Genomic DNA, 12,584 nt, shown 5'->3' on the forward strand with positions numbered 1-12,584 from the left:
TCCACTCGCTGCTCTTGGGGAACCCGCCGAGGATGCCTCAACCGCGGCGAGTTTCTGCATAGACTAACGCGCGTCGGTGCCCGTCACCTCGGCAGATTTCGACGTCGCCAAAGCCGCCGAAGCTGGACCAACCTCATCAGTTGCCCCCGCTGATTTTAGATTGACGACGAGGGCCACTCACAACTGCGTTTGGCTTTGCTGCGATAAGCGCAGTCAGACGGGAATAGCCCGTTGGCCGTCAACAGCCCGCTGGCCGACGGTGGTTGAGCGATTGCGAAGAGAGGAGGTCGCGCCGCCAAGCCTGCCGCCAGCTAGCGCTGGCAAGCGGCAGCAGCGGCCTGCGGTAAACCAATCGCTGCCGTCTATGCCTCGTCGATGATCTCTTTGACCGGCTGCACGAAGTGCGGGGATTTGCCTTTGGCGGTCAGCTCTTCGGCCTTCTTGAGGGCCTCTTTGCGCTGGCTGTAGTCGTACAGGGCGACCCGCTTCAGGGATTGGTTGAAAACCCCCCAGAATGCCTTCAGGCGGACTTCCGCGGCGGCTTTCGCCCGCGACTTCCGTTTGGCGGCTTTTTTCTTGGCGACCTTTTTCTTGCCGCCTTCGGCTGCCTCGAGCTTCTCGGCAGCTTCGGCTTCGGCTCTTAGGTCCCTACGGCTGACGACTTTACGCGCCATGACGACTCACTCGGTGGCAGACCGCCGGGCCTTGGTGCAGGCGTCGGCGTGGGATTTCAGGCAAACCGAGGAATATACCACCATCGTCCGCCGAGGCCTACGGGCTCGGCTGGGGCGATGTCCGCCGGATGGTTACTCCAAGACGCTTGGCCTGGACCTCGAGCGCTGGCTGAAAATAGATAATTCCGCGGCGTCCGGGCTTGCTGCGCGCTTTGCTCCGCGACCAAAAGAAGAACCCATCGACCAGTTTTCGGGGCAATTCGCCCCGTTCGACCGTATCGACCACCGCGTCGATAAAGGTGAACTCGCCGGGGCGCCGCACCTGGAGCCCCGTAACAAGCCGCTCGCCGAGCGAAAGCGGCTGCTGCGTGATCGACTTGGCCGGGGCAAGCGAACCCCCCGCCAAGACGCCCAGCAGCAAAACAAGCGTGATCGCGATCCGTGAAGAACGGTTCATAACTGGGGATACCCGTATCCGTACGGCTCATAGGCCAATGGCGTCGGTAACTCGCGAAGCCGGAAGCTTGAGTTAGCAGGTTTTACGGCAGGAGGCCACGCCGATACCCAGGCCAGCCAGGCTCGGGATCCCCCGTATACTTCGCATTGGCGCGCCGATTGCAGCCCTCCGGACCGGGTTCTTGCCTGCCAGAATCGCAGCCAGGAGCCCTTTCGCGAGCTATGCTAAATCGGTACGCTCCGCGACCCGTCGGGCGAGGCTGGCGTGCCACCACGCTGGTGTCCGATACTTAGAGACAGCGAGAACAAAAGCGGCCACAGCAGCAACCAGCCGATGCGGTTCGCCCCCTAAAAAATCACCGCGGCCCGAACTTTCGACCGCGGCAACCGATCAAGCTTCCGGCCCACATTCCGCCGGGGGAACCTGAAAATCCGATTGGCCCGAGCCGATCCATGGCTGCGCGCAGCGCTGTCCGGTTCGCGTCTGTCTTCGAGTGACTCCACTCGGTCGCAATCGGCCGGAAGTTTGAACCATGTCGAGCCGCGGCGGGCCCTCGGGCCTGTCGCGGCTCGTCTGGTTTTGGGGCCCCGCATCAAGCCGGTCGCCCCGGTGTTTCGCGGCCCTCGGGGCCGCTACGCTGGTGTGATGAACAACAAAGGTGGCCCTGACTCCGCTGCTCTCACCGCCGCTAAAGCGTGGCGGGCTGAGTACCCGTTTGCGTCGCATTGGTTGCCGCTCTCCGAAGGCCGGTTGCACTACATCGATGAAGGGCCCCGACCCGCGGAAGAGCTCCCGCCGGGAGCGGCCGATCGGCAGTCTGCCGATGGCCCAACCTTGCTGTTTGTTCACGGCAATCCAACCTGGTCGTTCCATTGGCGGCGGTTGATTGCGGGCCTCAGCGCCGAGCACCGCTGTATCGCAGTCGACCATTTGGGGTGTGGGCTCAGCGATAAGCCGCCGCGACCGTTTCGCTTGGCGGATCGGATCGATCACCTGCTCCGCTTGATCGATACGCTTGGCCTGCGACGTGTCACGCTCGTGGCGCAGGACTGGGGCGGGGCGATTGGCCTCGGGGCTATGCTTGACCGACTCGACCAGCTCGAGCGGGTTGTGCTGTTCAACACGGGCGCTTTTCCCCCGTGGTTTGTTCCCCGCCGCATCGCGGTGTGCCGTACGCCCGTGCTGGGCCGATTGGGTCTGCAGGGGCTCAACCTCTTTTCGCGGGCAGCGGTGCGGATGACCCTCGCGCGGTCGGCACCGCTGTCGCGTCCCGTCGCTGAGGCTTATCTGGCACCGTACAACACTTGGGCGAATCGGCGGGCGGTCTACGAGTTTGTGGCCGACATCCCGCGGTCGGCTCGGCACCCCACCTGGAGCGTCCTGCAGCGGATTGAAGCGGGGCTCGCTTCGATCCGCCCTCGGCCCGTGAAACTGATCTGGGGAATGCGTGACTGGTGCTTCACGCCAGCCTGCTTGGATCGTTTCTTGCAGCACTGGCCCGACGCGGAGGTGACACGCTTGGCAGAGGTCGGACACTGGGTTGTTGAAGACGCTCCCGAGGAAAGTCTGCGACTCATGAAAGAGTTTCTGGCATCGACGGCCGCTACCCCGGCCCCCGCGACGATAGGGGCGTGAAGGCGATGGCCGAACCTCAGCAGCCGACAACCAGCTACGGCGTGCGACTCAGCAAAGAGTCGTTCACTTTTGCAGCGGCGCACTTCATCACCTACGACGGCGATGTCTGCGAGCCCCTGCACGGGCACAACTACGCGCTGCGCGTGGAGCTTGAAGGCCCCCTCGATGAAAACGCCTATGTGTACGACTTCATCGCGACGCGCGACGCGATCCAGCGGCTTGTCCACCAGCTGGACCACTGCGTGCTGTTGCCAACCGAGCATCCACGGATCTTAGTGCAGCGCGTTACCGAGGCGGGGCAAGACGAGGTGATCGCTCGTTTTGAGGAGCGCCGGTGGGTTTTCCCGGCAGCCGACTGTCGTCTGCTGCCCCTCCCCAATACCACCGCCGAGATGCTGGCCAACTGGATCGGCAGGCAGCTTATCGATGTTCTGCCGGGACTGACCGCGCTGGTGGTGGAAGTTGAAGAGTGTGCGGGACAGGCGGGGCTGTGGCGGTGGCGACGGTCGTAGGGGACTGGTCGTTTGGCGCGCGGGTGTCGAGGCCCGGCGATGCCCGTTTATTCGGTCGAATTCGGCTCGCTTCGGTTCGGTTGTCCGCTTACCGAGCGAACTTCTCCCGACGAGCGACCTAAGCTTGCATGTGCTCCGGCAGACGCGTGGGGGCATAGGCAGTCCTGTGGCGCGTCACACTGATCAGTGAAACCTCCCGTGGCGGTCGCATGAAAGTCGAACACATCAATCCGTTCTTACGGGCGGTTACCAACACGTTCTCAACCATGCTGGCTACCAACGCCAAGCGGGGAGAACTGAGCGTGGGTGACCCGAAGATCCGCCAGTTTCCCGTGAGCGGGGTCATTGGCCTTTCGGGCGGGGCGTCGGGCATGGTGGTCATCAACCTGTCGAAAGAGGTCGCCGTCCGCGCGGCTTCAGCCATGCTGATGGAAGAAAAGACCGAGATCGATGACGAGGTCCTCGACGCCGTCGGTGAACTCGCCAACGTCATTGCCGGTCAGGCCAAGACGGAGCTGGCCGAGTACAACCTGTCGGTTGGCCTGCCGAACGTTATCACGGGCGAAGGCCACGAGATCCGCTTCCCCTCGGCGACGCCGCCCCTGGCCGTTGCCTTCCAGACCGAGATGGGTCCGTTGCGGCTCGAGGTGGGGTTCGAGCCGTCGAACCAGCCGGCAGAGCTAGCGACCGTCTAGCCGCCGCCTTCAGCGAGCGAGAAAAAATCACTCAATAAGAACGCCGCTAACGCCGCTAGCGCTGCTAGCGGCGTTCTTATTTGCGCAGCCGGAAAAATCGCTCAGCCGTTGGCACCCGCAGGGACGATTCTTGAGGCTAGCGGGGGCAGGCTGCGTTGCGCGGTCATCGGCCCCCTGGTTGTTGAGGGGGGGAATGCCAAGATGTCGGACCTACATAACGCAGCGGTCTTGCTGCTGAGCCTGCCCCAAGAGCAGGCCGGCGATCTGCTCAGTCGGCTGGAGCCTGCCGAGGTTGAGCAGGTTTCGATCGAGATCGCCAAGCTCGAACGGGTTTCGACCGACGAGCAAGAAGAGGTTATCAAGCAGTTCGCGAACACGAATCCCGCTGCGGGCGGTGCCGCGGGCGGACTCGAGTTTGCCAAACGCTTGGTCAAGAAAGCACTTGGCAGCGGTGCGGGCGATACGATCGACAACGTGCGCCAATCGATCGAGGCCCTGCCGTTTGGCTTCCTCCGCAACGTGGACAGCCAGAATATTCTGACCTATATCGTCGATGAGCACCCGCAGACGATCGCGCTGATCGTTTCGCATCTTCCGTCGTCGTTTGGCGCGGAGATCCTGTCGGGCTTGCCGGCGAACCGACAGCTGGCAGTCGTGCGTCGCATGGCGACCATGACCCAGACCAACCCCGAAATCATTCGCGAGGTGGAGGCAGGTCTCGAACGCCGCATGGCGAGCGTCATGAGCCAGAGCTTTCGCATGGCGGGCGGCGTGCAGTCGGTGGCGGCGATGCTCAACGTCTGCGATCGTGCAACCGAGCGGACGCTCCTGGACGGTTTGGCGGCCGAGAACCCCGAGTTGGTCGACGAGATCCGCCGATTGATGTTCGTCTTTGACGACATCGCCAAGTTCGGCCAGAAGGAGATGCAGGCGCTCTTGAAGAACGTCGAGAGTGCGGACTGGGCGATGGCCCTCAAGGGTGCCAGTCCCGAGCTCAAGGAGAAAGTGCTCGGCAACATGTCGCAGCGCGCCGGCGATATGCTCCGCGAGGAAATGGAGTACCTGGGAGCCGTCAAGCTCTCGGCCGTCGAGACGATGCAGCAGAAGATCGTCGATATCGTCCGCACATTGGAAGACAGCGGCGAGATCGAGCTGAACAAGAACGGCGAGGAAGAGGCCCTCGTTCAGTGAGCCTGTCGAGGAGATACTGTCGCGGGTAGGGTGGCGGAGCCGGGCCGTGGGGCCTTGGCGATTCCGTTCGGTTGGCTGCCCCCGCGACATTGCTTCTCCCCCCGCCAGACGCCTATGTCACCGATGATGCGGCAGTACCACGAGGCCAAGGCGGCCGCGGGGGATGCGCTGCTGCTGTTCCGCATGGGCGACTTCTACGAGCTCTTCTACGAAGACGCTCAAGAGGCGGGGCGACTGCTCGGAGTTACCGTCACGACGCGTGACAAGGACAAAGGGGACCAGGCCGTCCCCATGGCCGGCTTCCCCTATCACCAACTGGACGCGTACCTGGCGAAAATCCTCCGCGCGGGGCGGCGAGCTGCGGTGTGCGATCAAGTGGAGGACGCCAAGCAGGCCAAAGGGCTGGTGCGGCGCGAGGTGACCCGCATCGTCTCGGCCGGCACGATCACGGACGACGAGCTGCTCGATCCGCTTGCAAGCAACTACCTGGCCGCGGTTGTGTTCGACGGAGCGAAGCCCACGCCCGGCGAGCCCGCCGCAGCGGGGCTCGCGTGGGTCGATGTCTCGACCGGCGCTTTTCACGCCGCCGCGATCAACCAGCGCCGATTGGCCGACGAACTCGCACGGCTCGAGGCCTCTGAGATTTTGATCGTGCAAGAGCACGAGGCGCTGCTTCCGTCCGAGGTGGCGGATCGCGCGGTGGTGACGTGCCGGCCGGCGTCGGCATTTGCGGTGCGGCCGGCGCTCGATCGCTTGCTGAAGCACTTTGCGGTTAGCTCGTTTGAAGGGCTTGGTTTCGAGACGAACGATCCGCCCCAGGTGCTCGCGCTCGCCGCCGCGGGAGCGATCCTGGGCTATCTGCAAGAGACGCAGCGCGCGTCGCTTGCGCATCTGGAGCGGCTTACCCCCAGCGGGTCCGGATCGCATCTGGAGATCGACGCCGCTACGTGGCGCAGCCTCGAAATTACCCGCACTCTCCGCGACGGCCGGCGCGACGGGGCGTTGCTGGGCGTGATCGATCGCACGGTCAGCGGTGCCGGGGCCCGTCGGCTTGCCGAATGGCTCCGCCAGCCGCTGGTCGAGGTCGCCACGATCGAGCGCCGGCTCGACGCCGTGGGCGAGCTTGTTGCTGACGCCGCGTTAGCCGCAGCCGTTAGGCAAACGTTGCGCGAGGTCTACGATCTGGAGCGGCTTGTGGCGCGCGTGACCACCGGTAGGGCTAGTCCTCGCGACTTGGCGAGCATCGGCAAGACCCTCGCCGCGTTGCCCGCCCTCAAAGCCCGCTTGACAGGCCGCCGCAGCGAGCGGCTCGCCCAGCTCGAACAGCGGATCGACCTCTGCCCCGCGTTGCACAAGGCGCTTGCCGCAGCGCTCGAAGAGGCGTGCCCCCTTTCCAGCCGAGACGGCGGCTACATCCGCGCCGGTTACTCTGCCGACCTGGACGAGTGCCGCGAGCTGATGGCCGGTGGCAAGCAGTGGATGGCCGCCTATCAGACACGGATGCAGCACGAGGCGGGCATCCCCGCGATCAAGGTGGGGTTCAACAAAGTCTTCGGCTACTACCTAGAAGTCACGCATGCTCACACGGGAAAGGTTCCCGTCGAGTTCATCCGCAAGCAGACCCTTAAGAACGCCGAACGCTATATCACTCCTGAGCTCAAGGAGTACGAGGAGAAGGTTCTCTCGGCAGAGGATCGCGCGAACGCGCTGGAGTACTCGCTCTTCAAGAGCCTCCTCGAGCAAGCGGCCGAATGTTCTTCGCGTTTGCTTTCAACCGCCGGGTCCCTGGCTGAACTCGATACGCTCGCGGGCCTGGCCGAGTTGGCGCGGGCACGCAACTATTGCCGCCCCGAGATCGTTGACGAGCCCGTGCTGTCGATCGTTGCAGGCCGCCACCCGGTGCTGGACCTCTCCGAACCGAGCGGCACGTTCGTCCCCAACGGTGTTGAGATCGGCTCCGCCACATCGGCGGAGGGCGCGCACAGCGAGGAGGCCACCCTCCTGCTCATCACGGGCCCCAACATGGCGGGCAAGAGCACTTACATCCGCCAGACCGCGCTGCTGACGCTGATGGCGCAGATCGGATCGTATCTGCCGGCTGAATCCGCCACGATCGGCATCGCCGATCGGTTGTTCGCACGCGTCGGTGCCAGCGACGATGTTTCGCGCGGGCAGAGCACGTTCATGGTTGAGATGACCGAGACGGCACGCATCCTCAACACCGCCACACGTCGCTCACTGGTGATCCTGGACGAGATCGGCCGCGGCACGAGCACCTACGATGGTCTGTCACTGGCGTGGGCGATTACCGAGCACCTGCACGATGTGGTCGGTTGCCGCACGCTCTTCGCGACGCACTATCACGAGCTGACCGAGTTGGCAGAGCGCTTGGCCGGTGTCGATAACCGCAGCGTCGCGGTGCGGGAGCACGAGGGTCGGGTGGTGTTCTTGCATCAGATCATCGCGGGACCGGCGGACAAGAGCTATGGCATTCATGTGGCCGAATTGGCCGGCGTGCCTCGCAGCGTGAACGAACGTGCCGCCGCGATCCTTGCGCAGCTCGAACAGGCAGAGGCCGCACGGTCCGGGGCGGGTGCCCCCCCTCCGGGTGCCGCAGGCCTTCAGCTAACGCTCTTCGAGACGGTCGAGCATCCGTTGCTCGATGAGTTGCGCAAGCTCGATGTGGATCGCACGACGCCGCTTGAAGCCTTCGAGCTGCTGCACACCTGGCGGCAACGGCTGCTCGCTGAGCGCTAATCCCCCTCCAGCAGGTGTATCCGCATGGCTCTGCCAGACTGGCGACTTCCACGGGGCGTAACGCGCGGCGCATGGGACTACATCCAGTCGCGCCCGATCGCCAATCGTTACGACACCTTCCACGCCGCGAATCCTCTGTTTCCGTTTGAGGAAGCCGTCCTGCGGGAAGAATTCGGTGTGCCTCGGGGAGAGCGCCCCGGGGTGATCGCCGACTTCGGCTGCGGCTCGGGGCGAGCGCTCACGCCGCTGGTGCGGGCGGGATGGCAAGGTCTGGCGATCGATCTCTCGCCGGCGATGCTCGACGTGGTCCGCACCAAGGCGAGCACCGAGGGGCTGGCGATCGATTGCGTTGAGGCGAATCTCGTCGAGCTGGGGCCTGAGCGGGTGGCCGACGCCGCGGCGGATCATGGGATGTGCCTGTTCAGCACGCTGGGAATGATCACCGGCCGAGACAACCGCCGCGCCGCCCTGCAGAATATGGGCCGGGTTATCCGTCCCGGCGGAAAGCTGGTTCTGCACGTCCACAATTTTTGGTTCAACCTGCGCGACCCTGGTGGGCCCTGGTGGGCCTTGGGCAGCTACCTGGCGGGGGGCCGCGGCGGGTACGAGACGGGCGACCGTACCTACAGTTACCGGGGCGTGCCCAACTTTTTTCTGCACGTTTATCGCCGCCATGAGCTGGCAGCCGACCTTGCTGCCGCGAACCTGCGACCGGTGCGCTGGATCCCCTTAGCGGCAGGCCATCGGGGGGCTTTGCGTCATGCGTGGTGGTTGCCCGCGTTGCGGACGCAGGGATGGATCGTAGTCGCCGACCGATAACGCTCGCTGGGCCTTGCTCCGTTGCGACGCCACCTCCGTCCAGCGACAATCAAGGCTCACTTTCACAACGTTGGCTCACAGCCCCTCCGGCCGCCCATGCCCCAACTCACCGTCCCGCAGTTCGTCGCCAAAAAGAAGACGGGCGAGAAGCTCACTGTGCTGACCGCCTACGATTACACGATGGCGCGGCTGGTGGACGCCTGCGGCATCGAAGCGATCCTCGTGGGCGATAGCCTTTCGATGGTCGTGCAGGGGCACACCAACACCCTGCCCGTCTCGCTCGACGAGATGATCTACCACGCGGAAATGGTTGGCAGGGCGGTGGAGCACGCGCTGGTGATCGTCGATATGCCCTTCCCCAGCTATCACCTGGGGGCGGCCAAAGCGATTGAAAACGCGGGCCGCATCCTCAAAGAGACACGGTGCCAGGCGGTCAAGCTCGAAGGGGGGGCTGACCAGGCCGAGACGATCCGCGCACTGGTGACGGCGGGCATCCCCGTGATGGCCCATGTCGGCCTGCGGCCGCAGAGCGTCCATCAGATGGGGGGCTACCGCGTGCAGCGCGATCGGCAGCAACTGCTGGCCGACGCCATCGCCGCCGAAGCCGCCGGGGCGTTTGCCGTGGTGCTCGAGTGCGTGCCAAGCGAGATCGCGCGGGCGATCTCCGAGCGCGTGGCGATCCCCACAATCGGCATCGGTGCCGGCACCGATTGCGATGGCCAGGTTTTGGTGGTGAACGACGTGCTGGGTATCACCTGCGGGTATGTGCCGCGGTTTGTCAAACCCTACGCCGATTTGAAGTCGGTCATTAGCCAAGCCGTCACCACGTACCGCGACGAAGTGCGCAGCGGGGCGTTCCCCGCCGAAGAGCACGCGTATGACTGACGCGCCGCTAGCCGCCGCATCGCCCCGGTCGGGGAGGCTCGTCGGCTTGGACCGTCGTTCGTTGTGGGTGGCGATTCTGGCGCCGGCGGCGGTCGTGCTGCTGGACGCTGCCACCATCGCTTACGTCAGTACTCAATCCGAATTCACGGTGTGGAGATATATCGGCGTCCGGCCGGTAGGGGGCACCGTATTCTTTGTGCTCAAGTCGGCAGCGCTGGCGTGGTGCGTCGGTCGCTATGTGCAAACGCCATGGCTGCGCTGGACCGTCTTCATTTGGGCCGTTGCGCTCTTGGATTTTGGCTTCTTAGCGCGATTCATGCACGGGGAGTTTCAAGGCGCCATGCTAGGGCTGGCCTTCGCGCAAGTTACTCTGCTAGCCGTCTGGGCGGTGCTGGGCGACACGGCTTGGGTCTGGCGATTGCCGGCGGGGCTGCTGGCGCTCAGCTCGATCGTGCTGCTGATGAGCTCTGGAGAAAACCGTTGGGAAATCTCCTATTGGATAATTCCCCTGCTGATTGCCTTGTCAATCTTAGTTGTCAGAGTCTGGCGACTCTCTCGACGGGGCGTGCGATTGATGCAGGCTGATCAATTCGCTGCAGAGATACCATCTACCGATACGCGCTTGCAATTCGGCATGGGACATTTGCTGGTATGGTCGGCAGCGCTCGCGCCTCTGCTACTCGCGCTGCGAAACACCGCTTGGGATAACTGGCTAGTTGGCTCGATTGGTCAAGGGTTTCTGGCCGATCCTGTGAGACCGTTTTTTCTGGGCGGCTTGGTTGGGTACGCTGCGCTCTTGGTCTTGCAGATGAGCTTGGGTAAACCCCGACGCTGGTGGTTTAGACTCTGTTGGGCTGCCTTGCTGGCCCTGGTATTGATAACGCTGATTGCGTGGTCGGCGATCGAGAGGGCCGGAGTCGCATCATGGGGACGCAACCCTCCGACCGCTAGTGACCATATGATTTACATGCACGGCCAATGGCAGGCGTGGTGCCTGCTAACCTACGGAACGCTGGCGGGGCTGCTGCTTTTCTTCCGTGCAAGCGGCTACCGACTGCGTAGCAGGCAGGCTTCGGCAACAGCAGATGGTTGTTCAACCGAGATTGCCGAGCGACCGTCTTAGCGGGCGACCAGATAGGCCCCGACGGCCACCAGGGCTACGCCGCACCAGCCCGTAGCGGACAGCTTTTCTCCGAGCAACAGCGCGGCGCAGAGCGCGACAAGCACCACGCTGAGCTTGTCGATTACCGCCACGCGCGAAGCCTCGCCCGAGTGAAGCGCGCGGAAATAGCACAGCCACGAAGCGCCTGTCGCCATCCCCGAGAGCGTCAGCAGCAGCGTTTGGCGGGCGCTGAGCTGGCCCAGAGCGGGCAGCTTGCCCCGCGCAAAGACGATTGTCGCGGCAAAAGTGAGGACCACGATTGTCCGGACCAGCGTGCCGACGTCGGCATCGACGCCGCGCAGTCCGAGCTTGGCGGTGATCGCCGTGGCCGCGGCGAAAATCGCCGCGAGCAAAGCCCAGACGAGCCAGGCGGGCAGGAGCGATTCCATGGCGGACCGGCTTCCGAGTGAGGCGACAGCAGCCGCGTAACCCGCGGTTCGCCCCTCAGCTTAACCCACCAGTCGGGGCAGCACCGCGGTCGCGAGGCTCAGCACCAGGAAGAAACCAAACATATCGGTCACGGTAGTGAGGATCGGCCCCGCGGCGAGCGCCGGATCGATGCCGCGGAGCTTGAGCACCAGCGGCAGAGCACCGCCAATTAGCACGGCCACCAAGGTGTTGATGCCCAGCGCTCCTCCCACCACCAGCCCGAGCCAGGCATTGCCCGTGTACAGCCAGCCGACAACGCCAATCAGCCCCCCTAGCGCGACGCCGTTGATGAGCCCGACCGACGCTTCTTTGAGCCACACCCGCAGCAGCTCAAAGGGTTCGATCAATCCGAGCGAGAGCTCGCGCATGCTGACCGCCACCGCCTGGTTGCCGCTGCAACCGCTCATGTCGGAAATGATCGGCAGGAAGACCGCCAGCGCGATCACCTGGGCGAGCGTGTCCTGATAGCCGGCGATCACACTCGCGGCGACCACGTTCAGCAAGATATTGATGGTCAGCCACGCCAGCCGCAACCGCGACCGCCGCAAGGTGGGCAGCGAGCGGACCTCTTCTTCGACGAGGCCCAGCGAACGGCGGAAGTCACTCTCCGCTTGATCCTGCGTGGCGTCGTCCACTGCCGAGCGGCTGACCACCCCCAGGAGTTCGCCCTCGGCATCGACGACCGGAACGCCCAGAAAGGCGTACTCCTCGAACAGATTACTCAGCTCGCGGAGGTCGGCGGTCACCGAGACCGAGAGCGGGTTGGCGATCATCAGGTCTTCCAGCCGGGTCGTCGCGTCGGCCAGCAGCAGGTCGCGTAGCCGGAGCACGCCCACCAGCCGGCGCGGCTTCTCGGTGACGTAGGCGTACTGCACGTCGAGCCGACGAAGCCGATCGGCGTCCTTGCGAAACCGATCGAGCACCCGACCAACCGTTGCGGTCCGGCGGAGCGAGACCACTTCGGTCGCCATCAATCCGCCCGCGCTTTCCGGATCGTGCGCCACCAGCTGGGCGATCCGCTCCGCCTCGGCAGGGTCCATCGCGGCGAGGATCGCGTCGGCGTCTTCTTCGTCGAGCGCGCCGACGAGGTCGGCCTGCTCGTCGCTGGGCAACTCGTGGAGGATCGCGGCCGCGGTTGCGGGCGAAAGCTGGCTGACCGCCTCGATCACCTCGACGTCGGGAATGTCCTCGAGCAGCTCAGCCGCGTCTTCCGGGGTGAGGGCCGTCAGCATGGCCGTTTGGTCGGCGTCGGCGAGCGCGCAAACCACCCGCGCGATCCTCCGGCTGTCGAGGCCTTCGAGCACCGACTCGATCTGCTCGGTATTCCCCTCGTGGATGGCATCGGCGAGGCGTTGTGTTTCTTCCACA

12 protein-coding genes are annotated in these 12,584 nt (G+C 64.4%); 8 read left to right on the forward strand and 4 right to left on the reverse strand.

The genetic code is table 11. From position 1 onward, the window contains the following. Positions 1-362: 362 nt before the first annotated feature. The gene (locus Pla111_RS05005; protein WP_146572010.1) at positions 363-674 is read right to left on the reverse strand and encodes a hypothetical protein; all 312 of its coding nucleotides are present in this window, start codon (positions 672-674) and stop codon (positions 363-365) included. Positions 675-771: 97 nt separating this feature from the next. Continuing rightward, positions 772-1,131, reverse strand: a complete 360-nt coding sequence (locus Pla111_RS05010; protein ID WP_146572012.1) for a hypothetical protein — start codon at positions 1,129-1,131, stop codon at positions 772-774. Positions 1,132-1,776: 645 nt separating this feature from the next. Here Pla111_RS05010 and Pla111_RS05015 point away from each other — a divergent pair. The 8 genes from Pla111_RS05015 (at position 1,777) to Pla111_RS05050 (ending at position 10,748) form a co-directional block, all read left to right on the forward strand. Next, positions 1,777-2,766 carry an alpha/beta fold hydrolase gene (locus tag Pla111_RS05015; protein ID WP_146572014.1) on the forward strand — a complete coding sequence of 330 codons (990 nt, stop codon included), beginning with the start codon at positions 1,777-1,779 and terminating at the stop codon, positions 2,764-2,766. Between the two features lie 5 nt (positions 2,767-2,771). Then, positions 2,772-3,278, forward strand: a complete 507-nt coding sequence (locus Pla111_RS05020) for a 6-pyruvoyl trahydropterin synthase family protein (RefSeq protein ID WP_146572016.1) — start codon at positions 2,772-2,774, stop codon at positions 3,276-3,278. Between the two features lie 209 nt (positions 3,279-3,487). Beyond that, positions 3,488-3,973 carry a chemotaxis protein CheX gene (locus Pla111_RS05025; RefSeq protein ID WP_146572018.1) on the forward strand — a complete coding sequence of 162 codons (486 nt, stop codon included), beginning with the start codon at positions 3,488-3,490 and terminating at the stop codon, positions 3,971-3,973. A gap of 201 nt (positions 3,974-4,174) precedes the next feature. Further along, positions 4,175-5,164 (forward strand): flagellar motor switch protein FliG, encoded by a 990-nt coding sequence (gene fliG, locus Pla111_RS05030; RefSeq protein WP_146572020.1) that lies wholly within the window; start codon positions 4,175-4,177, stop codon positions 5,162-5,164. Between the two features lie 114 nt (positions 5,165-5,278). After that, positions 5,279-7,921, forward strand: coding sequence for a DNA mismatch repair protein MutS (gene mutS / locus Pla111_RS05035; RefSeq protein WP_146572022.1), 2,643 nt, complete (start codon positions 5,279-5,281; stop codon positions 7,919-7,921). 24 nt (positions 7,922-7,945) lie between these two features. Beyond that, the gene (locus Pla111_RS05040) at positions 7,946-8,740 is read left to right on the forward strand and encodes a class I SAM-dependent methyltransferase (protein ID WP_146572023.1); all 795 of its coding nucleotides are present in this window, start codon (positions 7,946-7,948) and stop codon (positions 8,738-8,740) included. Between the two features lie 96 nt (positions 8,741-8,836). Then, complete coding sequence (gene panB, locus Pla111_RS05045) at positions 8,837-9,625, forward strand: 3-methyl-2-oxobutanoate hydroxymethyltransferase (RefSeq protein ID WP_146572025.1); 789 nt, start codon at positions 8,837-8,839, stop codon at positions 9,623-9,625. Next, positions 9,618-10,748, forward strand: a complete 1,131-nt coding sequence (locus Pla111_RS05050; RefSeq protein WP_146572027.1) for a hypothetical protein — start codon at positions 9,618-9,620, stop codon at positions 10,746-10,748. The genes panB and Pla111_RS05050 overlap by 8 nt, the downstream gene beginning before the upstream one ends. Here the strand turns inward: Pla111_RS05050 and Pla111_RS05055 are convergent. Next, positions 10,745-11,176 carry an EamA family transporter gene (locus Pla111_RS05055; protein ID WP_146572028.1) on the reverse strand — a complete coding sequence of 144 codons (432 nt, stop codon included), beginning with the start codon at positions 11,174-11,176 and terminating at the stop codon, positions 10,745-10,747. The genes Pla111_RS05050 and Pla111_RS05055 overlap by 4 nt on opposite strands. A 60-nt stretch (positions 11,177-11,236) precedes the next feature. Further along, positions 11,237-12,583, reverse strand: a complete 1,347-nt coding sequence (mgtE, locus tag Pla111_RS05060; RefSeq protein ID WP_197524766.1) for a magnesium transporter — start codon at positions 12,581-12,583, stop codon at positions 11,237-11,239. Position 12,584: the final 1 nt, after the last annotated feature.

The organism is Botrimarina hoheduenensis (genome assembly GCF_007859815.1).
Lineage (GTDB): Bacteria > Planctomycetota > Planctomycetia > Pirellulales > Lacipirellulaceae > Botrimarina > Botrimarina hoheduenensis.